Here is a 22,232-nt window from a genome sequence, read left to right on the forward strand (position 1 = left end):
GTCGGTCCCTAGAGCCGTGCACCGGTCTTTTCCTCCTGCTCGACCAGACGGGCCAGCTCGACGCGGGAACGGACGCCCAGCGTGGCGAACACGTTCCGCAGGTGATAGTCGACGGTGCGGGTGCTGACGGACAGGCTCAGCGCCACCTCCCGGTTGGTGGCGCCCTCGGCGACATACCGTGCGATACGCAGTTGCTGCGGGGTCAGCCGGGACAGTCCCCCGGCGCCGGAACCCGCCGGGGCCGCGCCGCCCGCCCGCAGTTCGGCGGCCGTCTGCTGCGCCCACGGGTGCGCGCCGCAGCGTTCGAAGCCGATCAGCGCCTCGCCGAGCCGGGCCCGTGCCTCGCGCAGCCGGCGCCGGCGCCGCAGCCACTTGCCGTGGAGCAGTTGTGTACGGGCTCGTTCGAAGTCACCGGCCGTGCCCTCATGACGGTCCAGGGCACGCAGGTACAAGGGCTCGGCCGTCTCCGGGGCGGCCAGCAGCGCGCGGCAGCGCAGGAGTTGGGCGGGGGCGTGCGGGTCGGCTCCGCACGCGGCCCACAGGGCGAAGTCCTCGACCACCGCCGTCGCGTGCTCGGGCCGGCCGGCGAGTGCGGCCGCCTCGACGAAGCAGGGGACGGCGAGCATCCACACCGCGAAGTGGCCGCGTCGCGCACCGGGGCGGACGAGCGGGGCGAGCCGGTCGGCGGCCTCGCGCGGGCGGCCGGCGCCCAGGTCGGCGCGGGCCGCGGCCCAGTGGGCGAGCGTCGCGGCCTGCGCCAGTCCGTGCCGGCGGGCGGTGCGCAGGGCGGCATCGGCGTGCCCGGTGACGAGTTCCTTCTCCCCTTCGATCGAGGCGGCGAGGGCCAGTACGGCGTGGTGGTGGGCGGCGGTGTTCCGCCGGCCGGTGCGGGCGGCGGTGCGCAGGCCCTCCTCGGCGTGGGTACGGGCCAGCTGGTGGTGTCCGGCGCGCAGTTCGGCGTACGCCAGGTACTCCAGCGCCCGCGGTTCGAGGGCGGCGGAGCCGCTGGTCCGGGCCGCCGCGAGCGCCCGTGCGCCGGCCCGGCGGGCGGCGGTCAGGTCCCCGAGCATGAGCGCGGCGGCGGCCGAACGCAGCAGCCGTTCGGGCTCGTCGCCGCGCAGGCCTTGTTCGACCACCCGCCGCAACGGCCCGGCGGCCAGGTCGAACCGCCCGAGCAGCACGGCCCGCATCCCGTCCCGGTGATCCCGGAGCACGGCCTCGCGGGAGGGGTCGGCGCCGGCGACCATGCGCCCCTCGCCCCGTCGGTCCGCGCCGGCCACGCTGCCGTTGCCCGCGCTCCCCGTGGCGGACACGCCGTGAGCCTGCCCCCGACCGGCGCTCGGCACGGCCGCCGGAGATGCGCCGGTGACCCCCCGGCCCGGGCCGGACGATTGCGCCGACTCGGCGGCACCCGAGGCACCCGCGCCCGACGGGGGGACGCGGCACTCCGCCGCATCGGACACCCGACCGGCGGCTGGTGGCGACGGGGCGGGGCTGTGGACCTCCACGCAGGAGGCCGCGGCCGCGCCGAGGGCGCCCCGCACGGCAGCCTCGTGCCCGGCGACCGGTGACGACGAAGCAGGGCCACCCCCCACAACCGGGGAGACAGCGTCCGCGCACGACACCCCGTCACCCGCCCCACTCAAGGCCGCCCGCACGGCAGTCTCATGGCCGGCCACCGACGACGAGGCGGGGCCACCCGCCACAGCCGAGGCGACGGTCTCCGCGCACGACACCCCGTCACCCGCATCCACCGCGCCGAGGGCGCCCCGCACGGCAGCCTCGTGCCCGGCGACCGGTGACGACGAAGCAGGGCCACCCCCCACAACCGGGGAGACAGCGTCCGCGCACGACACCCCGTCACCCGCCCCGCTCAAGGCCGCCCGCACGGCAGTCTCATGGCCGACGACTGGTGGCGACGACGCGGGGCGACCCGCCGTGGAGAGGGTGAGGGCCTCCAGGCACGCGGCCGGGTCGCCCGCCGACCAGGCCGCGTCCGCCGCCCCCAGGGTGGCCCGGACGGCGGTCTCGTGGCCGGCGGTGGCCAGGAGGGCGGCCGCGAGCAGGAAGGACTCGCGGGCGTCGGTCACCGGCCCGTCGGCCAGGAGCACCTCGCCCCGCAGGAGTTCCGCCCCGCCGCGTGCGGAGGCCGGTGCCGGGCGGCTCCGGGCGGCGTCGAGCAGGCGCAGGGCCTCGGGCGGGCGGCCGGCCAGGACGGCCTGCTCGGCGGCCGCGGTGTACCGGTGGGCCCGTTCGGCGGGGTCGGCGGTGAGATCGGCGGCCCGGGTGAGCACCCGGCGGCGTAGATCCGGCGGCCCGTCCTTCGCCGCCGCCAGCGCGGCCGCGAGGACGGGGGCGTGCCCCGTGACGGTCCAGGACCGGTGCAGCAGGGCGAGCGCGCCGTGCGGGCCGGTCAGGGCCTCGGCGAGTGCCCGGTGGGCGGCGCGGCGCCGCTCGGGCGGGGCAGCGGCGTACACCGCCCTCCCCAGGAGTGCGCTGTGGAACCGGAGCCGCCCCCCGGCCAGGGCCAGCACGTCGGGCAGTGGCCCCGGGGCAGGTGTTCCGGCCGCTCGCCGGACGAGGTCCGCGTCGGCGTCGGGCTCCCCCGTCGCCCGTACGGCCGCCGCCGTCGTCAGCAGCAGGCCGGTGTGCCGCTGCGGCAGCCCGGTCAGGATGCCGCCGAGCACCTCGGCCAAGGTCTCCGCGTCGACCCGTGGCCGGGGCAGCGCCCGTCGGCCGCCCAACTGGTCGGGTGACAGCCGGTGGATCACCGCCAGCAGCAGTGCGGGGTTGCCCTCCGCCGCCGTCATCAACTCCTCGCGGACGGCGGGGTGGACGGCACCGTCCGTCGCCTCGTCGGCCAGACGTGCCGCGTCCGCGGGCGCGAGCGGGCCGAGCCGCAGCACGGGCAGCCCCGCCAGTTCCCGGTCGACGGGCCGGTGTCCCGGGACCGTGAGGAGGAGCGCCGCCGGGACTCCCGCCGTGTGCACCCGCGCGGCCGCGTGCCCCAGCGCGGCGCGCGACGCGGCGTCCCACCGGTGCACGTCGTCCACGCACACCAGGAGCGGCGCCGCGCCGGCCGCCGTGCGCAGGGCGCCGAACAGCGCCTCCCCCGCCGGACCGACCCCGGGCCGGGGCACGGGACGGCCGGCCGCGCCGAGCAGGGTGTGCAGACCGCCCGGGCGCCGCGCGGAAGGGTCCCGGCCGGCGGGTACGTACCACACCGGCCCGGCCCGGAAGGTGCGCGCGGCCTGTTCGAGGAACGCCGTGCGGCCGCAACCGGGTTCGCCGGTCACGACGCGGACACCGCCGTCGGTGCGCAGCGTGTCCAGCAGCGTGGCGATCACCTGACTCCGGGGGGTCGTCTGTCCGGTCATCCCCCGGACCTTACTCACGCGTAACGTGGCGCGGAAGGAACCCGTCCATCCCGCGGTGAACGCTCAACTACTGCCTCACCAGGGCTTCTTCCTGTTCCGACCGAGGAGCGGAGTGTGCCGTGGCCCAAGCGGGCCGGCGCTCGGCGGTGCGCCGGCACAACGCCGGTGGCGGCCCGCACCGTGTGCGGACCGCCACCGGGTGGCCGTGCGGCGGAGCCGAAGGCTCAGGAGGTGTGCGGGCAGTTGCCCCGTGACTCCTCGATCGTCAGGCTCGGCCGGGGCAGCGGGCACAGGAACTGCTCGTAGCGGGTGTCGTTGTCGATGAACCGCTTCAGCCAGGAAATGCTGTACTTCGCGATCGTCGTGTTCGACGTGTTGGGCGTGAAGTGGGTGGCCCCGTTCAGCTCCAGGTAGGCCCGGTCCAGGGACGAGGGCAGGCCGGTGTACAGGGGCTGGGCGTGGCTGTAGACCGGGGCGATCGTGTCGCCGTCGGCGCCGAAGATCAGGGTGGGGGTCCTGACCTCGGGCCAGGTCTTGTCGAGGTTCCAGGGGGTCAGCGGGATGGCCGCCTGGAGCGAGGGCCGGTCCTTGGCGGCCTCGAGGGTTCCGCCGCCGCCCATCGAGTGGCCCATCACGCCGAGCCGGCTGCTGTCGACGCGGCCGCGGACCGCGCTGCGCTGCGTGAGGTAGTCCAGCGCGGCCAGCAGCTGGTCGCCGCGGGAGTCGGGCTGGTCGAGGGTGGTCCTGGTGTCGATGGTGAACACCACGAACCCCTGGGACGCCAGACGCGGCCCCAGCCAGGCGATGGAGGATTCGTAGGCGGTGAAGCCGGGCGACACGGCGATCGCGCCGAAGGTGCCGTCGGCGGTGCTGGTCGGGTAGTGGATCGTGCCTCCGCCGAAGCCGGAGACGGAGAGCGAGGAGACGGAGACGCTCGACACGGCGTAGGGGCCGCGCAGTGCCTCGATGCTCGCTTCGGTGGGTGCCGGGCCGCGCTCGTAGGGGTTGTCCGCCGCGTGGGCGCCGGGGCCGCTGAGGGTGGTGAGGGCGACGACGGCGGCCAGCGCCGCGGTCAGTCCGGCGAGCCGGCCGCCCTTGCGCCTGCCCGTGTGGGGGTGCTGCTGCACGACGAGTGGTCCTCTCTGTCGCGGCGGACCACCCGGCCGGCCGGGTCACGGGATGAAGGCATGGGTGGGAAGCCGTGCCCCGGCCGGGGGCGCCGCCGATTGACTGGCGGTGCCACTGTCGGAGAGAAGGGGGCCGGTACGGACCGGCAATCTCACCGGTCTCGTGGTGCCGTGCAGGATGCGCGCGACAGAGCTGAACCCCCGCACCGCATGCCGGAGAGAAGCGGGGGTACACGGACAGGCGCGGTCACCGTCGGAGTCGGCGCCGACGGTGACCGCGCCGCGTTCCGGCGGGGCCGGACGCCCCCGTCACGCCGCGTCGTAGACGTGGGCCCGTCCGCCGGCCCACTTCACCCAGGCCGGATCGTCCAGGAGCTGTTCGGCCTCCGGGAGCCCCGCGCGCCGCAGGAACTCCACCACGTCACGGTCCGAGCCGGCGAGGCCGACGATCTCCCCGCGCACGGTCACCCGGCGTCCGCCCGAGCCGAGCGGCGGGTGTACCACGATCGGCGGCTTCTTCATCCCTCCAGCATCCGGCCGCGGCCGCGAATATGCATCCCGGCACCGCATGTCACCCGACTGGCCCGCCGGACGAGCCGTCCGGGCGCGTGCCGTGCTCGTATGGAAGCGGCCTCCACGCCTACCCGGAGGGAGCTGGGAATGCACGAGATGTGGTGCGGTGCAGACACTTCGGGGGAGCCGGTGTGGCACGTCCTCACCCCGGACAAGACATCGACGCTGTGCGGAGTGGAGAAGGAGGAGGATTCGCCGCAGCGTCACACGACGGACCGGCATTGCTTCTCCTGCATGCAGTCGTTCCAGGCCGTCGTGGCGTCCCGCTGAGGGCCGCGCACCCGGTTCCACATCGTTTCTCGCCGGCCGCCCCTGCCACTGGGTTCAGTGGCAGGGGCGGCCGGTGTCATCGGTCCCGGGGTGGTGCGGTTCGGGGTGGTGCGGTTCGGGGTGGTGCGGTTCGGGGTGGTGCGGTTCGGGGTGGTGCGTCTCCAGGCGGCAGAAGCAGGACGCCTCGACGGGGACGTCGGCGAGCGCGGCCGCCTGCCGGAGCTGCCGGGCGATGATCGCGGCCTCGCCCGTCTTGCCGGTGCGCAGCAGGCACTCGTGGAACCCGTGCAGCGACCAGACGTTGTCGGGGTGCTGCAAGGGCCTGGGCAGCGTGTCGTCCAGGCCGAGGTCCGCCCGGTAGACCGCCTCGGCCTCGTCGACGCGGCCCTGTTCCAGCAGCAGCGCCCCGTAGGCGTGCCGGGTGGGCTGCATCCAGCCCCAGGGCTCGTCGTAGGGCAGGTTGTCGTCGAGCTCGATGGACCGCCGCAGCGCGGCGAAGGCGGTGTCGTACTCGCCCTTGCGGTAGGCCAGCTCGCCGTCCAGCATCGCCGAGGCGATGGCGAGGATGTCGCGGCAGGTGTTGTTGAACAGCATCCGGGTCTCGGGGACGCGGTCCACCGCCGCGCGGAAGCTCCGCCGTTCCGCCTCCGCGGCGTCGGTGGCGCCGGTCGCGGAGAGGGCGACGCCGCGGGCGTAGCGCAGCAGGGCGGTGGTCACGCAGTACAGGTCCGGGTCCTCGGGGAACGGCAGCGCGAGGATGTCGTCCCAGCGGCCGAAGCGGATGAGGACGTGCACGCGCATCCCGAGGAACCCCTCGAGCCAGTCGGCCATGGGCGGGCTCTGCACCCGGACCAGCTTCTCGGGGACGGTCGCCTCGAGCTGTGCGGCGGCGTCCAGGGCGACCTGCGACTGTCCGGCGAACATGGCACCGTAGATCTTGAAGTGGATGTTGTGGACGCGGTACAGCGTGTAGAAGTTCATCGCGCCGGCCCGCCGGACGTACTTCTCGTCGGCCGCGATGGCGGCGGTGTTGTCCGAGACGACCCGCCGGTAGTCGCCGCAGAGCACCTCCAGGTGCGAGGGCATGTGGTGCAGGTGCCCGGCGTCGGGCACGGCGCCGCGCAGCCGGTCGGCGACCGTGAGGGCCGCTTCCGGGGTGGGGGACATCTCCATCAGGTGGATGTACATGTGGACGATGCCGGGGTGCCGGGCACCGGCCCCGGTGGCGAGCGCGACGTCCAGGACGGCCTTGGCCTCGAGGGTACGGGCGCCCTCGGCGGGACGGCCGGTCTTCAGGTCCCACAGCTGCCAGGGGGTGAGGTTCATCAGCGCGTCGGCACAGAGCGTGGCCACGTCCAGGTCGCCGGGGGCGCTCTCGTACACGGCGAGCATCCGGTCCGCGTACGGCTCGTTCCACACGGAGCAGTCCTCGGCCGCCCGGGCCTGCGGGTAGCGGGCGCGCAGGGCCTCGATGAGGGCCTGCTCGACGGGGGTGGCGTGCGCGGCCTTCTCGTGCGCGAGCTCCACGGCCCGGTGGGTGCGCTCGACGGTGCCGGCGAGTTCGTCGTCGTCGAAGGCTTCCCAGGGCTTGTTGTAGTTGGGGCCGAGGGCGTAGGCGATACCCCAGTGGGCCATGGCGCAGTCCGGGTCGGCTTCGGCGGCCTTCTCGAAGCAGGCGACCGCTTCCTCGTGGTTGAAGGCGTACGTCCACACCAGACCGCGGTCGAACCAGAGTTGGGCTTCGGCGGAGGACGTCGTCACGGGCCGGCCGTGGGTGCCGAGGTCGTAGTAGTCGTCCATCGTGCCTGCCTTCCCGGGCAACGGACGGGCCGGGAGCCGCCGCGCGGGCGACGGACGTCCCGTGGGGACGAAACCGACGATAGCGGGGCGCACGCACTCCTGCAGGAGTCGGCGGGGATCCGGCCGCCGTCCGCCTAGAGGCGCCGACGAGGAGCTGCGGGGAGACTACCTTGATCATCGTGTTGGTCCAGCGCATCTGGCGCAGGGTCTGCGGATGGCAGGCGGAGACCAGCTCCAGCAGGTTCCGCTCCCGGGTGGCCTGCGCCGCCTGGGCGAGCATCTCCCAGTGCAGCGAATTGCGGACGGCGGCCAGGTGCAGCTCGCGCAGGATGGAGGCGGAGCGGGCCCAGCGGTCCACGTCCTCCTCACGGACACCCTCCGCCAGGTGCAGGTCCGTGCGGGCCGGCCACGGGGTGCCGGGCGCGTACGGCGTACGCGCTCCCCACGGGTCGGCGATCGGGTCCGTCGAGCTGTCCAAGGTCCGGCCTCCCACGGGAAACGGGGTCACCCCCGCAAGCACCCCTCCTCGGAACGGCCAGTCACTCACTCCCGGCGCACGTCCGGATACTCGTGGTAATCACAGGTGGGGCGGACACCATTCCTTCGCGGTCTCCTTCGCCGACGGGCTGGCAGGGGTCGCGCGGGGCTCCCTAGGATGTACTCCCTGTCCAGCCAGTCCAGTTGGCGCGGTACTCCGCAGGGGGAACGATGCACTCCGGCAAGCAGCTGTCCACCGAGATCGACGCAACCGTTCCGACGGCCGCGCGCATGTACGACTACTACTTGGGCGGCAAGGACAACTACGCGGCGGACCGCGCCGCGACCGAGGAACTCGACAAGATGGTGCCCAGCACCCGCCGTCTGGCCCTGAACAACCGGCGCTTCCTCCAGCGCGTGGTCCGCACCCTGACCCAGGAGTACGGCATCCGGCAGTACCTGGACCACGGTTCCGGTCTGCCCACGCAGGACAACGTTCACCAGGTCGCGCAGCGCATCGACCCGAGCACCCACGTGGTGTACGTCGACAACGACCCGATGGTGCTGGTCCACGGGCGGGCGCTGCTGGAGCAGGACGAGCGCACCGTGGTGATCCAGGCCGACATGCGCGAGACGGACGCGATCTTCGGCCACGCGGAGACGCAGCGGCTGATCGACTTCTCCGAGCCGGTCTGCGTGCTGTTCAACTCGGTCTTCCACTGCATCCCCGACAGCGACACCGACGGGCCGCTCGCGGTCGCCCGCCGGGTGCGCGAACGGCTCGCGCCGGGCAGCTTCATGGTGATGTGCCAGCTGGTCAGCGAGGACCCCGAGGTGCGCGAGTTCGTCACGAACTTCATGGACCAGGCGACCCAGGGACACTGGGGCCGGGTCCGTCAGCAGAAGGACGTGGAGAGCTACTTCGAGGGTCTCGAGGTGATGGAGCCGGGCCTGGTGGAGGTGTCCACCTGGCGTCCGGACACCGAGGTGGCGCCCCGTCAGCTCACGCAGGAGTGGATCGAGTTCGGCGGTGTGGGCCGGCTCCCGCAGTAGACCCTCGCGGGGGGGGGCTGCGCCACTAGTCGGTGGCGTAGCGCTCCTTGATCGTGCCGCGCAGCATCTCCACGGATTCGCGGGGCGTGAGTGCCTCGTCGGCGAGGCGGTCCAGCGCGATGCGGTACTCCTCGGTCTCGTCCCGGTCCTCGAGGAAGTTGGCGCTCCTGATGTGCTCCAGGTAGACCACGTCGGGCAGGTCCAGGCCGCCGAAGCGCAGATAGGTCACGGGGATCGCGGGAGCCGACGCGTTGGTCACGTCGAGCGGCACGATCTGCACCGTCACATTGGGCCGGTCGGCCATCGTCACCAGGTGTTCGAGCTGCTCGCGCATCACCGCGCGGCTGCCCAGGACGCGCAGCAGGACCGACTCGTCGATGACGGCCCACAGCTGCGGCGGGGCGTCACGCTGGAGCAGTTCGGCGCGGCGCATGCGCAGTTCCACCCGGCGCTGCACCTCGCCCGCCGGGGCGTTGGGCAGCCCTCGTTCGACCACGGCACGGGTGTAGGCGGCTGTCTGCAGCAGACCGGGGACGTACTGGATCTCGAAGGTACGGATGGTGGCCGCGGCCTCCTGGAGTCCGACCAGGCGGTCGAACCACTCGGGCATCAGCCGCTTGTCGTACCGCTGCCACCAGCCGGGCTCCCCGGCCCGCTGGAGGAGCTTGAGCAGCACCGAGGCCTCGTACTCGTCGGTGCCGTACAGATTCAGCAGCGCGCGGACGTCGCTCTCGGTCGGCGGGCGGCGCCCCTTGCCGGCTTCGATGCGGGACAGCTTCGCCCCGCTGAAGCCGACGGCGCGAGCCGCCTGGTCCTGGGACAGGCCGGCATCCTCACGGAAGCCCGCCAGCTGCACTCCGACCAGCATCTTCAGCAGGGTCGGCGCGGGCTCGGACCTGTCCAGATAGGGTTCCAGACGGGAGATGCGATGCGACGCGGCGGACATCCTGACTCCCAGCAGACCGGCACAAGGGCGGTTTACACTATCGCATCTGACACTGCCTCACCGCACCCGCCCCGGGAAAGCCGCGCAGAAGTGGCTAGTTGAATTCCGTTCCGCCGGCGCCGCCCGGGGACGGCCGGCGCCGGCGGCCGGAGGACTCACAGAAGATGGTCGAACTCGCCGTCCTTCGCGCCGGCCAGGAAGGCGGCCAGCTCCGCGGAGGTGTAGACGAGGGCGGGGCCGTCGGGGTCGCGGGAGTTGCGCACCGCGATCCCCCCGCCACTGAGCAGCGCCACCTCGACACAGTTGCCCTCGGCGTTGCTGTGCCGGCTCTTGATCCAGCGGACGTCCAACTGACTGGCCCGCACTCCGTTCCGCACTCCTGGCACCGCTGTCTCCTTGCTGTTCGCGTTCCCCACCGCTCACGGTCTGCCGCCGCGTATGGCGAAAAATCTCGCGCAATTTCTCGTGCAATTGCACGCGAGCGCTGTCAGCGTGGATAATAGCCGTGGCGTCAACCCCTGTGTCGGCGCCCTGTCCTGACGTCGCATCGAGGAGATGCCGTGTCAACACCTGCGCTTCCCGTACTGCGGCCGCCGGCCGCGGTCGCGGTCTCGCTGGGTGGCCCCGGCACGGCGCCGGGTTCCCCCCACGCATCGCTGCCCGCGGTGCCGTACGAGGATCCGCGTCCGGCGCCGAGGACGGCGGGCCTCGCCTCCGCGTCGGTCGCGACGCGCATCGCCTGCACCCCCGAGGGCCTCGCCCGTGCGCGGTCCTTCACCCGGGACGTCATGGCCGTCTGGTCGCTCGGCCACCGCTGCGACGACGTCACCCTCGTGATGACCGAGCTCGCCGTCAACGCCGTGACGCACGCGGCACCGCGGTGCGCGGGTGTGCCGGACGTCCGGCTCGGGTTCCACCGGGCACCGGCGGATCTGCTGCTCGCCGTCTCCGACCCCGACGACCACCCGCCCGTCCGTACCTCCGGCTCCGGCCTGGAGGAGCACGGCCGGGGGCTGCACATCGTCGACGCCCTGTCCGAGGCGTGGGGCTGGATCCCCACGGCCCCGGCCGGCAAGACGGTGTGGGCCCGCCTGTCGACCCACCCGCCCATCTGACACGACTGCCTCGGAAAGGCACCCACGCCATGCGCAGCGCTTCGACGCACCAGCCGAGCAGCGAGCGCCCAGTGCGCCACGCGCCCCCCACCGGAGTGGCCAGGACCACGCCCCTCACGGCACTGTCCCGCGTGCCCTGGGCCGAGATGCAGGACTCCACCGGATCGGCGGCGGCCATCCCCCTGCTGCTCAACGGCATCGCCTGGGGGGACTCCCGCACGGCGACGGCCGCCCTCGAGGACCTGCGGAAACGCATCTGCCAGTACGGGTTCGTCACGGAACAGGCGACCGCCGCCACGGTCCCCTTCCTCTGGGAACTGGCCCAGCTGCCGCACGTCACCTGCCGGGCCGGGGTCATCCAGCTGCTCAAGGCCATCGCCGACGCCCGCCAGTGGGAGAGCACCGCCGCCGCGTACCCCAAGCTGCTCAACCGCCGTGAGAACCCGGTGGTGTGGGAGCGGGCCGCCCGGCAGGCGGTGCGCGCCCGGCGCGGCGATCTGAACCGGCTGCTGTCCGAGCCGGACACCGAGATCTCCCGCGCCACCACGGAACTGGCCCGGGCCCTGGCCGACTGAGACCGGGCACACATGCTCCCGGGCCGGCGGCCCGGGCATCGACCGCGCGCGGCCTTCCGGGGGACGAGTCGCGCGCTGGGGGGAGGGTCGCGCGCGGCCAAGGGGGGACGGCCGCGCGCGACCCGCGGAGCCGCGAGGGGGCACGGGCGGCGAACCGCCGGTCAGGTGGGTGCCGCCCCTCGCCTCGTGTGGCGCGTCGGTGTAGACATGGCACATGGTCCGACTCATGGGTCGATCCCAGCCCCGGTCGCCCCTGCGGCACGGTGCCGCGGCGTCCGCGCGGCGCCGGCACAAGGAGCACGGCCGCTCCCGGTGGCGTCCGGCGGCGGCCCTGCGGTCGGTCCTGAGCGGGCGCAGCGTCGCCGGACAGGTGTTCGTCCTGCATCTGGTGATCGTGCTGCTGCTGGTCGTGGCCGCCGTCGTGGCCCTGGTGCTCCAGGTCCGGCGGGACAGCACCCAGGAGGCGCGCAACCGCTCGCTCGCCGTGGCGGAGACCTTCGCCAACGCGCCGGGCATCGTGGCGGCGCTCGACTCCCCCGATCCGACGGCCGTCCTGCAACCGCGTGCCGAGGCGGCCCGCGAGGAGTCCGACGTCGACTTCATCGTCGTCATGAACACCGACGGCATCCGCTACACCCACCCCCGGCCGGACCGCATCGGCAAAAAGTTCGTCGGCACCATCGAGCCCGCGCTGGCCGGGGAGCCGGTCGTGGAGGAGATCGAGGGGACCATCGGGCAGCTGGTACAGGCGGTGGTGCCGGTCGAGAACGGCGACGGCACGGTGGTGGGTCTGGTGTCGGCGGGCATCACCACGGAGAACGTCGGCGGGGCCACGGAGGCCCAGCTGCCGCTCGTGCTGAGCGCCGCGCTGGCCGCGCTGGCCCTGGCCACCGGTGGCGCGGCCCTGGTCAGCAGACGGCTGCTGCGCCAGACCCACGGCCTGGGTCCGCACGAGATGACGCGGATGTACGAACACCACGACGCCGTGCTCCACGCGGTGCGCGAAGGGGTGCTCATCGTCGACGGAGACGGCACCCTCATGCTCGCCAACGACGAGGCGCACCGGCTGTTCGGCCTGCCCCCGGACGCCGAGGGCCGGCATGTGCGGGACATCGGCCTGGCTCCCGGCACCGCGGACCTGCTGTCCTCCGGCCGGGTGGCCACGGACGAGGTGCACCGGGTGGGCGACCGGCTGCTGGCGGTCAACCAGCGGCCCACGGACCGCTCGGGCGGCCCGCCCGGCAGTGTCGCCACGGTCCGCGACTCCACCGAGCTGCGTGCCCTGTCCGGACGGGCCGAGACCTCACGCGCGCGGCTCGACATGCTCTACGACGCCGGGGTGGGCATCGGGACGAGTCTGGACGTCACCCGCACCGCCGAGGAGCTGACCGAGCTGGCCGTGCCGCGGTTCGCCGACTTCGCCACGGTGGACCTGTTCGAGACGGTGCTGGCCGGCGGGCACCCGGACCCGGCGGGCGCGCTGCGCCGCACCGCCCGCACGGGCATCGCCGACGACGCCCCGCTCTATCCCCGAGGCGAAACGATCCGCTTCGTGGCGTCGTCCCCGCAGGGCCAGAGCCTCGCCGGCGGCCGACCGGTCCTCGAGCCCCGTCTCGCCGACGCCCCGGGCTGGCACGCCCAGGACATCGAGCGCTCCGGGCAGGTCGTGGAGTACGGCATCCATTCGCTGATCACCGTGCCGCTGCGGGCCGGCGCCCTGGTACTGGGCGTGGTCAGCTTCTGGCGGTGCCGGAAGACGGAGCCGTTCGACACCGACGAACTGGCGCTGGCTGAGGAGCTGGTGGCCCGGGCGGCGGTCTCCATCGACAACGCCCGCCGCTACACGCGCGAGCACAGCATGGCGGTGACGCTCCAGCAGAGCCTGCTGCCGCGCAGCCTGCCCGAGCAGAGCGCCCTGGAGATCGCCTACCGCTATCTGCCGGCCCAGGCCGGGGTGGGCGGGGACTGGTTCGACGTACTGCCGCTGTCCGGCGCGCGGGTCGCCCTGGTAGTCGGGGACGTCGTCGGGCACGGGCTGCACGCGGCGGCCACGATGGGGCGGCTGCGCACCGCCGTGCACAACTTCTCGGCGCTGGACCTCCCGCCCGACGAGCTCCTCGGGCTGCTCGACGAGTTGGTCGCCCGGATCGACCAGGACGAGGCGCAGGACGAACAGGTCGCCCCGGTGACCGGGGCGACCTGTCTGTACGCCGTGTACGACCCCGTCTCGCGGCACTGCACCGCCGCCCGCGCGGGCCATCCCCCGCCGGCCGTGGTCCGGCCGGACGGCAGGGTGGAGTTCCCGGACGTGCCCGCCGGTCCCCCGCTGGGGCTCGGCGGGCTGCCGTTCGAGTCGGCCGATCTGGAGCTGCCGGAGGGCAGCCGGCTGGTGCTGTACACCGACGGCCTGGTCGAGGACCGGGGGCACGACATCGACGTCGGTCTGGAGCGGCTGTCCGAGGCGCTGTCCCGGGCCGGCGACTCCCCCGAGGACACCTGCAGGGTCGCGCTGGAGTCGCGGCGGCCGGTGCGGGCCGGGGACGACATCGCGCTGATCGTGGCGCGGACGCGGGTGCTGCCCGCCGACCGGATCGCCGAGTGGCCGGTGCCGTCGGATCCGGCCGCGGTCGGTGAGGTCCGGGCCGCGGTCACCCGCAAGCTGGCCGAGTGGGGGCTGGAGGAGCTGACCTTCGGCACGGAGCTGATCCTGAGCGAGCTGGTGACCAACGCGCTGCGCTACGGCGGCAGCCCGATCCAGGTGCGCATGCTGCACGACCGCAATCTGATCTGCGAGGTCTACGACAGCGGCAGCACCTCGCCGCATCTGCGGTACGCGACCATGACGGACGAGGGCGGGCGCGGGCTGTTCCTGGTCGCCCAGCTCGCCGAACGCTGGGGCACCCGCTATCTTCCGGCGGGCAAGGTCATCTGGGCGGAGCAGCCCCTCCCCGGGTCATAAGCGGACTCTGGGAGAGCTCATAAGGGATGCTTATGGGCTCATAGAACAGACCCCGGTACCAGGTTAGGCTTGCCTTAGCTTAGGCTTCCCTGCGAGTCGTTTGTCATCGCTCGAAGGGAACCCGAACATGCCCCGCCCCCTGCGGGTCGCCATCGTCGGATCCGGCCCCGCCGGGATCTACGCGGCCGACGCCCTGCTCAAGTCCGACGTCGCCGCCGAACCGGGCGTGTCCATCGACATCTTCGAGCGCATGCCGGCGCCGTTCGGACTGATCCGCTACGGCGTCGCCCCCGACCACCCGCGGATCAAGGGCATCATCACCGCCCTGCACCAGGTGCTCGACAAGCCGCAGATCCGTCTGTTCGGCAATGTGGACTACGGCACGGATCTCCACCTCGACGACCTGCGCACGTTCTACGACGGCGTGATCTTCGCCACCGGCGCCATGGCCGACCGCGCGCTGGACGTCCCCGGCATCGGCCTGGACGGTTCCTACGGCGCCGCGGACTTCGTCTCCTGGTACGACGGCCACCCGGACGTGCCGCGCACCTGGCCCCTGGAGGCGGAGAAGGTCGCCGTGCTGGGCGTCGGGAACGTCGCCCTCGACGTCGCCCGCATCCTCGCCAAGACGGCCGACGAACTCCTGCCGACGGAGATCCCGCCGAACGTGTACGAGGGCCTGAAGGCCAACAAGGCCCTGGAGGTCCACGTGTTCGGGCGCCGCGGCCCGGCACAGGCGAAGTTCAGCCCGATGGAGCTGCGCGAGCTCGACCACTCCCCCAACATCGAGGTCGTCGTCGACCCCGAGGACATCGACTACGACGAGGGCTCGATCGCCACCCGGCGCGGCAGCAAGCAGGCCGACATGGTGGCCAAGACCCTGGAGAACTGGGCGATCCGCGACACCGGCGACCGCCCGCACAAGCTGTTCCTGCACTTCTTCGAGTCCCCCGTGGAGATCCTCGGCGAGGACGGCAGGGTCACCGGCCTGCGCACCGAGCGCACCGCGCTCGACGGCACCGGCAACGTCAAGGGCACCGGTACGTTCAAGGACTGGGAGGTCGGCGCGGTCTACCGGGCGGTGGGCTATCTGTCGGACAAGCTGCCCAAGCTGCCCTGGGACATCGGCTCCGGCACCATCCCCGACCAGGGCGGCCGGGTCGTCCAGGACACCGGCGAGCACCTGCCGTCCACGTACGTCACCGGCTGGATCCGCCGCGGCCCGGTGGGCCTGATCGGCCACACCAAGGGCGACGCCAACGAGACCGTGGCGAACCTGCTGGAGGACCACGCCGCCGGGCGGCTGCTGACCCCCGAGTCGCCCGCTCCGGAGGCGGTGGACGCGTTCCTCGCCGAGCGCGGCGTCCGCTTCACCACCTGGGAGGGCTGGCACCGGCTCGACGCGGCGGAGAAGGCGCTGGGCGAGCCGCAGGGCCGCGAGCGCGTGAAGATCGTCGAGCGTGAGGACATGCTGCGGGAGAGCGGCGCGTAGCGCCTGGCCGGCGTGGAGCAAGCGGCCGGGAGCGCCTGCTCCCGGCCGGCCGGGCCGCCGCCCGGCCAGGGCGCCCACCCCGCCCCACCGCGAGATCCGCCATCCCGGGCCGCCGCGCCTCGCCGACGCAACAGGCGGTCGAGGCCGCCCACTCCGGGAGCCGGGCCCACTCCCGGCGGGGCGGGCCCACTCCCGGCAGCGCCACCCGCCCCACCAGCGGGACCGCCATCCCGGGCCACCGACGGAGCGGACAGTCGGAGCCACCCACCCCGGGAGCCCAGCCCACTCCCGGCAGCGCCACCCGCCCCACCAGCGGGACCGCCATCCCGGGCCACCGACGGAGCGGACAGTCGGAGCCACCCACCCCGGGAGCCCAGCCCACTCCCGGCAGCGCCACCCGCCCCACCAGCGGGACCGCCTCCCCGGGCCACCGACGGAGCGGACAGTCGGAGCCACCCACCCCGGGAGCCCAGCCCACTCCCGGCGAAAGCGCCTGCTCCCGGCCGGCCGGGCCGCCGCCCGGCCAGGGCGCCCGCCCCGCCCCGCCGGCGGGGTCCGCCGGCACCTTGGGCCGGCGGACCCGCGCGGCGCGCCGTCGGGTGACCGCTCGGGCCGTTCCCGGGCCGGGTGGGTGCTCGCCCGTTCAGTCCGGGAGGGTCAGCCGGCCCGTGCCGCCCGGCTCGACGCGGACCGTGCGGCGGTCCGGCAGGTGCACGTCGATCGGGGAGCGGCCGGACTCGGGCACGGTGATCTCCAGGTGACCGCGCTCCAGCCGCAGCCGCACCCCCCAGTGGCCGTGATAGCGCAGGGTGAAGCCGTAGGAAGACAGCTCCGGCAGCGGCACCGGGGCGAGCCACAGGGCGCCCCCGCGCGTCTCGAGACCGGTCAGCCCGCGCTGGACCAGGTCGAGGGTGCCGGCCATGGCGCCGAGGTGGATGCCCTCACCGGTGGTGCCGCCCTGGATGTCGGCGATGTCCGCCTGCAACGCCTCCTGGCAGAACTGCCAGGCGTCCGCGCGGCGGGCCCGGGCCAGGACCCAGCCGTGGACCAGTCCGCTGAGGGTGGAACCGTGGCTGGTGCGGTGCAGATAGTGGTCCACCGTGCGCCGCCAGGTCCGCTCGTCCAGGCTCAGCCCCAGCCGGTGGAAGACACCCTGGAGTTCGGCGGGCGAGAAAAGGTAACCCAGCATCAGGACGTCCGCCTGCTTGGATGCCTGGTAGCGGTTGACGGTGTCGCCCTCGGCCTCCAGGATCCGGTCCAGGCGGCGGATGTCGCCGTACCGGCGCCGGTAGCCCCGCCAGTCGAGTTCGGCGAGTTCCCCGTAGCCCTCGAACTGGCTGATGACGCCGTCGTGGAAGGGGACGTGCAGCATGCGGGAGATCTCCTCCCACTCCTCGAGTTCGCCCCCGTCCAGCCCGGTCCGTTCGGCCAGCTCCCGGCGCCGGGGCTCGGGCAGGCCGTCCAGCACGTCCAGGGTGTGGGCGAGCACCCAGGCGGCGGTGACGTTGGTGTACGCGTTGTCGTCGAGGCCGGGTTCGGCGGCGTCAGGGTAGGCGTCGTGGTACTCGTCGGGGCCGACGACACCCTTGATGCGGTAGCGGCCGAGACGGTCGTCGAAGCCGGCCGAGTCCGCCCAGAAGCGGGAGATCTGCAGCAGCATCTCGGCGCCCTTGGTGTGCAGGAACTCCTCGTCGCCACTCGCCTCGCAGTACTGCCACACGTTGTACGCGATGGCCGAGCCCACGTGGTGCTGGAGGTGGGAGTGGTCGGGCAGCCAGCGGCCGGAGCGGGGATTGAGGTGCAGCTGCTGGGTCTCCTCCCGTCCGTCGCTGCCGCTCTGCCACGGATACATCGCGCCGTCGCGCCCCGCGTCCCGCGCGGCGGTGCGGGCGCGTTCCAGGCGCCGGTACCGGTAGTGCAGCAGCGCGCGCGAGACCTCCGGGAAGTGCAGGTTGAGGTAGGGCAGGACGAACAGCTCGTCCCAGAAGACGTGCCCCCGGTAGGCCTCGCCGTGCAGTCCCCTGGCCGGGACGCCGACGTCCAGGTCCGCGGTGTTCGGGGAGAGGGTCTGCAGGACGTGGAAGAGGTGCAGCCGCAGGATGCGCCCCGCCTCGGCGGGCACGTCCAGCTGGGCCCGGCGCCACAGCTGCTCCCACACCGTCAGATGAGGCGCCAGCAACGCGTCGAAGCTCCCCGCCCGGCTCACCCGGTCGACGGCGGCGTGCAGCGGGTCGCTGATCGCGGCGTCGCGGGAGGTGTGCAGCGCGACGATCTTGTCGACGGTGGCGGTGCTCCCGTCGGCCAGTTCCAGCAGGGTCGTCTGCACGGCACGCGGCCGGTCGTGCCGCACCGCGACGGGCGCGGGTGACGTCAGCCGCGCGGCGAGGGCGATCCGCACGTCGGAGGTGCGGGTGCGGCAGCGCAGCCACACGGTGTCCGCGGAGGTCGTGCCGGTGAGCACATGGGTCAGATGGCGGCCGTCCAGCTCCTGGTAGCGCCGCACCCCGGAGTTGGTGACGCCGCCGTCGAGCGCCGCCTCGGTCTCCAGGGTGCCGGAGAAGCCCTCGGCGGTGAACTCGGTGCGCAGTCCCGCCAGATGGGGGTCGGCCATGTGCACGAACCGGAGCTGGCGCACGAGGAGCGCCCGCTGCGCGCCGAGGCCGTACCGCGTCCTGCGCTCCAGCAGCCCGGAGGACAGGTGCAGGGTCACGGCGTGCTCCAGCACGGTCGCCGTGTCGGGGGTGAGCCAGTCCTCCCCGGGCAGCCGGAAGCGCAGGGGGAGCCAGTTGGGCAGGTTGACCATGTCCTCGTTCTCGACCTGCCGCCCGGCGACCTGGGAGGTGAGCCGGTTGTAGATGCCGGCCGCGTAGGTGCCCGGGTAGTGCACCTCGTCCGCCGAACACTCGGCCAGGGCCCCGCGGGTGGCGACGTATCCGTTGCCCAGGGTGCACAGCGACTCGCGGAGGCGCGCGTCGGCGGGATCGTATCCCTCGTACTCCCAGGTCCAGCCCGTCATCGACGCTCCTCCCGCCGACGGTGCACCCGTGCCGGCCGTGCCCCTCCCGGCCGCTGCGGCCGGAGGCCGCCAACGAGTACCCCCGCCGGGTGACGACCACACACCGTAGGCCCCCCCGGGGAGGGCCTACGGCTCCCCCAGCGGCACCCGCCACACCAGCGTGGTTCCCTCGCCGGGGGAGGCGGTGATGTCGAAGGTGCCGCCGAGCTGCTCGGCGCGCTCGGCCATGTTGCGCAGCCCGCTGCGGCGGCCGCCGGCGGGGACGCCCACGCCGTTGTCCGCGACCGTCAGCCGGACCTCGCGCCCGTCGGTCTCCAGCACCACCTCGGCGCGGTCGGCGCGGGCGTGCCGGGCGATGTTGGTCAGCGCCTCGGAGAGCACCGCCACCACGTGGTCGGCGGCCTCCTTGGGCACCTCGGTGTCGATCAGGCCCGCCATCCGCACACTGGGCGCGAAACCCAGCATGGGGGCGGCCTCGCCGACCACCCGTACGGCGCGGGCGCGCAGCAGGCCGGTGCCGTCGTTGCCCTCGGCGGGATGGGAGCGCAGGCCGAAGATGGTCGAGCGGATGATCTTTATGGTTTCGTCGAGGTCGTCCACGGCCCGCAGCACCCGCTCCGAGGCCTCCTTGTGCTCGATGAACCGGCCGGCGCTCTGCAGCGTCATGCCGGTGGCGAACAGCCGCTGGATGGCCAGATCGTGCAGGTCGCGGGCGATGCGGTCGCGGTCCTCGAGGACGGCGATCTGCTCGGCGTCCGCGCGGCGTTCCGCCAGCTCCATCGCCACCGCCGCCTGCGCGGCGAAGCCCTGGAGCGGCTCGGTCTCCTTGTCCGTGAACGGGTTGCGGGCGGCGGAGCGCACCAGCAGGACGATGCCGCGCACGCGGTCGCCCGAGCCCATCGGCACGGCCACGGCCGGACCGAGGTCCTCCAGGCGCTGGGGGCCCGGGAAGACCCGCTCGTCGCTGGTGATGTCCGGGCTGGTGACGGGGGCGGCCGTGGTGAAGGCCCGGCCCAGCAGACTGTTCTCGACCGGCACGACGAGCCCGCGGTGGCTTTCGGCGCCCTGGCCGACGGCCAGTTCCACGGTCAGCGAGTCGGTGCCGGGCATGGGCACCGCGATCACGGCGAGGGCGGCTCCGGTGATCTCGCGGGCGCGCTCCGCGATGAGCATCAGGGCGGTGCCGCGGTCGCTGCCCGACATCAGTTCGTGGGTGATCTCGGCGTTGGCCTGCAGCCAGCGCTCCCGCCGCCGGGACTCCTCGTAGAGGCGCGCGTTGTCGATGGCGACGCCGGCGGCGACGGCGAGGGTGGACAGGACCGACTCGTCCTCCTCGTCGAACTGCGCCCCGTCCCGCTTCTCGGTGAGGTACAGATTGCCGAACACCTGGTCGCGGACCCGGATGGGGACCCCGAGGAAGGCGTTCATCGGCGGGTGGTGGGGCGGGAATCCGTACGACGCGGGGTGCTCGGAGAGCTTGGCCACCCGCAGCGGTTCGGGGTGGCGGATCAGTTCGCCGAGGATGCCGTGGCCCTCGGGGTAGTGGCCGATGCGGGCGATCTCCTCCTCGCTGACACCGACGGTGTGGAAGGCGGACAGCCGCTTGCCGTCCGGGCCGATCACGCCCAGGGCGGCGTACCGCGCCTCGACCACCGCGGCGGCAGCCTCGACGATGCTGTGCAGCACCTGCTCCAGCTCCAGTTCCCGGCCGACCGAGAGCACGGCCTCCAGCAGGCTGCGCACCCGGTCACGGGTGCTGCGGGCCGCGTCGATACGGGCCTGCAGCTCCTCCAGCAGCTCGTCGAGGCGCAGCTGCGGCAGCCGTACGTGGGCGTCCTCGTCCCGCTCGGAGCCTTCCACCCGTGTGCCTCCTGTCCCCATGCCTTCACACCGCCGCCCGGCGGTCTCCCGGCCGGGCGCCCGGTAACGGTCCAGTAAAGGCGACGGTACGGCATCGGCCTGACGAGGGGTGCGGCGGGGAGTCCGACCGGCCGCACCGGGCCGCTGGGCCGGTCGGCCCTCGTGCGACGGCCGTCCGCCTGGGCCACAGGTCCCGTTCGCACGGGACGACGGTCCCGCATCCCCGGCGACGGGGCCGTTACCACCGGATACAGGCGGCGGCGGTTGCTATACAGGTGCTGCCGTCGGTCCGGACCCGCGGTCCAACCCCCTTGTTCCGTCCCGCCTTTGGGAGACTTCATGCTGTCCGAAGAGTCCGCCGCAGTGCTGCGGGCCACCCTGCCCGCCGTGGCCGGGGCGCTCGACGAGATCACGACGCGCTTCTACGACGCGATGTTCCGCGACCGGCCCGAGCTCCTGGACGGCCTGTTCAACCGGGGCAACCAGGCCAGCGGCGCCCAGCGGCGGGCGCTCGCCGGCTCCATAGCCGGTTTCGCCCAGGCGCTCCTCGACGACCCGGAGAGCCGGCCGGACGCCCTGCTGGCGCGGATCGCGCACAAGCATGTCGCGGTCGGGATCACCGACGACCAGTACACGATCGTCCACAAGTACCTGTTCGGCGCGATCGCCGAGGTGCTCGGGGACGCGGTGACCCCCGAGGTCGCGGCCGCCTGGGACGAGGTGTACTGGCTGATGGCGGGTGCCCTCATCGCGCTGGAGGCGCGGCTGTACCACGATGCCGGGGTCGAGCCCGGCGACATCTGGCGCCCGTGGACGGTCGTGGAACGCCACGAGGAGACGGACGACGTGGTGTCGTTCCTGGTGCGCCCGTCCGACGGCCGGCCCGCGCCGCCGGCCCGCGCCGGTCAGTACGTCAGCGTGCGGCTGCGCATGGACGACGGGGTGCACCAGCTGCGCCAGTACAGCCTGTCCTCCGACCCCGGCGACGAGCTGCGCCGCATCACCGTCAAACGGGTCGCGGGCGAGGACGGTGCCCCGGACGGCGAGGTCTCCAACCTGCTGTTCGAGCGGATCGGTACCGGGGACGGGCTCGACCTGTCCGTGCCCGCCGGTGACGTCGCGCTCGACGAGGCCGGCACCCCGCTGGTCCTGGCCTCGGCGGGGATCGGCTGCACCCCGATGCTGGGCATGCTCGCCCGGCTGGTCGCCACGGGTTCCACCCGGCGGGTGCTGGTGCTGCACGCCGATGCCTCCCCCGCCGAGCACGCCCTGCGGGCGGAGACCCGCGAGGCGGTGAACGCGCTGCCCGACGCGGAGGCGGTGTTCTGGTACGAGCGTCCCGGCCCCGAGGAGCCCGGCGCCCGCGAGGGGCTGATGGACCTGGAGGGGCTCGACATCCCGGCGGACGCGACGGTGTACCTCTGCGGCCCGCTGCCGTTCATGCGCGCCGTGCGCGGCGCGGTGCTCGGCCGCGGGGTCCCCGCCCGGTCCGTCCACTACGAGGTCTTCGGCCCCGACCTCTGGCTGCCCGAGGCGGCCTGACCGCCCGGCGGCCCCGGGGCGTGCGCGTCCGGCCGGACGCGCACGCCCCG

At 73.7% G+C, this 22,232-nt stretch carries 15 protein-coding genes and 1 pseudogene; 7 read left to right on the forward strand and 9 right to left on the reverse strand.

Going from position 1 to position 22,232, the window contains the following annotated elements:
• Positions 1-8: 8 nt before the first annotated feature.
• The 3 genes from AC5L3C_RS01405 to AC5L3C_RS01415 all read right to left on the reverse strand — a co-directional run bounded on the left by AC5L3C_RS01405 (position 9) and on the right by AC5L3C_RS01415 (position 5,026).
• Positions 9-3,377, reverse strand: a complete 3,369-nt coding sequence (locus AC5L3C_RS01405; RefSeq protein WP_493646408.1) for a LuxR C-terminal-related transcriptional regulator — start codon at positions 3,375-3,377, stop codon at positions 9-11.
• Positions 3,378-3,601: 224 nt separating this feature from the next.
• On the reverse strand, positions 3,602-4,504 hold the full coding sequence (bdeA, locus tag AC5L3C_RS01410; protein ID WP_493646409.1) for a bis(hydroxyethyl) terephthalate hydrolase: 903 nt from the start codon (positions 4,502-4,504) through the stop codon (positions 3,602-3,604).
• A gap of 309 nt (positions 4,505-4,813) precedes the next feature.
• Complete coding sequence (locus AC5L3C_RS01415; RefSeq protein ID WP_185931116.1) at positions 4,814-5,026, reverse strand: hypothetical protein; 213 nt, start codon at positions 5,024-5,026, stop codon at positions 4,814-4,816.
• Between the two features lie 138 nt (positions 5,027-5,164).
• Between AC5L3C_RS01415 and AC5L3C_RS01420 the strand changes: the two genes are divergently transcribed.
• Entirely contained in the window at positions 5,165-5,347 is a 183-nt protein-coding gene (locus AC5L3C_RS01420) for a hypothetical protein (protein WP_493646410.1), read from the forward strand.
• Positions 5,348-5,401: 54 nt separating this feature from the next.
• On the opposite strand, the gene AC5L3C_RS01425 is transcribed toward AC5L3C_RS01420, so the two are convergent.
• Positions 5,402-7,147: a tetratricopeptide repeat protein gene (locus AC5L3C_RS01425; protein ID WP_493646411.1), complete on the reverse strand. Its 1,746-nt coding sequence runs from the start codon at positions 7,145-7,147 to the stop codon at positions 5,402-5,404.
• 148 nt (positions 7,148-7,295) lie between these two features.
• Positions 7,296-7,475, reverse strand: a pseudogene (locus AC5L3C_RS01430) (hypothetical protein); the annotation flags it as partial.
• A gap of 380 nt (positions 7,476-7,855) precedes the next feature.
• On the opposite strand from AC5L3C_RS01430, the gene AC5L3C_RS01435 reads away from it, so the two are divergent.
• A complete protein-coding gene (locus AC5L3C_RS01435; RefSeq protein WP_493646412.1) occupies positions 7,856-8,677 on the forward strand; it encodes an SAM-dependent methyltransferase in 822 nt (273 codons plus the stop codon).
• Between the two features lie 25 nt (positions 8,678-8,702).
• Here the strand turns inward: AC5L3C_RS01435 and AC5L3C_RS01440 are convergent, their stop codons facing one another.
• Both AC5L3C_RS01440 and AC5L3C_RS01445 read right to left on the reverse strand, forming a co-directional pair.
• The gene (locus AC5L3C_RS01440; RefSeq protein WP_493646413.1) at positions 8,703-9,623 is read right to left on the reverse strand and encodes a helix-turn-helix domain-containing protein; all 921 of its coding nucleotides are present in this window, start codon (positions 9,621-9,623) and stop codon (positions 8,703-8,705) included.
• A gap of 155 nt (positions 9,624-9,778) precedes the next feature.
• Entirely contained in the window at positions 9,779-10,009 is a 231-nt protein-coding gene (locus AC5L3C_RS01445) for a DUF397 domain-containing protein (RefSeq protein WP_125501682.1), read from the reverse strand.
• A 174-nt stretch (positions 10,010-10,183) separates the two neighbouring features.
• Between AC5L3C_RS01445 and AC5L3C_RS01450 the strand changes: the two genes are divergently transcribed.
• From AC5L3C_RS01450 to AC5L3C_RS01465, 4 genes are all read left to right on the forward strand, one after another.
• Entirely contained in the window at positions 10,184-10,738 is a 555-nt protein-coding gene (locus tag AC5L3C_RS01450) for an ATP-binding protein (protein ID WP_493646414.1), read from the forward strand.
• A 29-nt stretch (positions 10,739-10,767) separates the two neighbouring features.
• Entirely contained in the window at positions 10,768-11,313 is a 546-nt protein-coding gene (locus AC5L3C_RS01455) for a hypothetical protein (protein WP_493646415.1), read from the forward strand.
• A gap of 226 nt (positions 11,314-11,539) precedes the next feature.
• On the forward strand, positions 11,540-14,272 hold the full coding sequence (locus AC5L3C_RS01460; RefSeq protein WP_493646416.1) for a SpoIIE family protein phosphatase: 2,733 nt from the start codon (positions 11,540-11,542) through the stop codon (positions 14,270-14,272).
• A gap of 127 nt (positions 14,273-14,399) precedes the next feature.
• Complete coding sequence (locus AC5L3C_RS01465) at positions 14,400-15,764, forward strand: FAD-dependent oxidoreductase (protein WP_493646417.1); 1,365 nt, start codon at positions 14,400-14,402, stop codon at positions 15,762-15,764.
• Positions 15,765-16,407: 643 nt separating this feature from the next.
• Here the strand turns inward: AC5L3C_RS01465 and AC5L3C_RS01470 are convergent.
• Together AC5L3C_RS01470 and AC5L3C_RS01475 are read right to left on the reverse strand one after the other, a co-directional pair.
• A complete protein-coding gene (locus tag AC5L3C_RS01470) occupies positions 16,408-18,780 on the reverse strand; it encodes a glycoside hydrolase family 65 protein (protein ID WP_493646418.1) in 2,373 nt (790 codons plus the stop codon).
• A 126-nt stretch (positions 18,781-18,906) separates the two neighbouring features.
• Positions 18,907-20,661, reverse strand: coding sequence for a sensor histidine kinase (locus AC5L3C_RS01475; RefSeq protein ID WP_493646419.1), 1,755 nt, complete (start codon positions 20,659-20,661; stop codon positions 18,907-18,909).
• Between the two features lie 318 nt (positions 20,662-20,979).
• Here AC5L3C_RS01475 and AC5L3C_RS01480 point away from each other — a divergent pair, with 318 nt between their 5' ends.
• A complete protein-coding gene (locus tag AC5L3C_RS01480) occupies positions 20,980-22,182 on the forward strand; it encodes a globin domain-containing protein (protein ID WP_493646420.1) in 1,203 nt (400 codons plus the stop codon).
• The last annotated feature ends 50 nt before the right edge of the window (positions 22,183-22,232 follow it).

The sequence above is a fragment of the Streptomyces speibonae genome (assembly GCF_984686075.1).

Bases quoted from the DNA above. Each gene is read 5' to 3' on its own strand.
- AC5L3C_RS01405 (WP_493646408.1), bottom strand. From the start codon at position 3,377: ATGACCGGACAGACGACCCCCCGGAGTCAGGTGATCGCCACGCTGCTG.
- AC5L3C_RS01415 (WP_185931116.1), bottom strand. From the start codon at position 5,026: ATGAAGAAGCCGCCGATCGTGGTACACCCGCCGCTCGGCTCGGGCGGA.
- AC5L3C_RS01420 (WP_493646410.1), top strand. From the start codon at position 5,165: ATGCACGAGATGTGGTGCGGTGCAGACACTTCGGGGGAGCCGGTGTGG.
- AC5L3C_RS01425 (WP_493646411.1), bottom strand. From the start codon at position 7,147: ATGGACGACTACTACGACCTCGGCACCCACGGCCGGCCCGTGACGACG.
- AC5L3C_RS01435 (WP_493646412.1), top strand. From the start codon at position 7,856: ATGCACTCCGGCAAGCAGCTGTCCACCGAGATCGACGCAACCGTTCCG.
- AC5L3C_RS01440 (WP_493646413.1), bottom strand. From the start codon at position 9,623: ATGTCCGCCGCGTCGCATCGCATCTCCCGTCTGGAACCCTATCTGGAC.
- AC5L3C_RS01455 (WP_493646415.1), top strand. From the start codon at position 10,768: ATGCGCAGCGCTTCGACGCACCAGCCGAGCAGCGAGCGCCCAGTGCGC.
- AC5L3C_RS01460 (WP_493646416.1), top strand. From the start codon at position 11,540: ATGGGTCGATCCCAGCCCCGGTCGCCCCTGCGGCACGGTGCCGCGGCG.
- AC5L3C_RS01465 (WP_493646417.1), top strand. From the start codon at position 14,400: ATGCCCCGCCCCCTGCGGGTCGCCATCGTCGGATCCGGCCCCGCCGGG.
- AC5L3C_RS01470 (WP_493646418.1), bottom strand. From the start codon at position 18,780: ATGACGGGCTGGACCTGGGAGTACGAGGGATACGATCCCGCCGACGCG.
- AC5L3C_RS01475 (WP_493646419.1), bottom strand. From the start codon at position 20,661: ATGGGGACAGGAGGCACACGGGTGGAAGGCTCCGAGCGGGACGAGGAC.
- AC5L3C_RS01480 (WP_493646420.1), top strand. From the start codon at position 20,980: ATGCTGTCCGAAGAGTCCGCCGCAGTGCTGCGGGCCACCCTGCCCGCC.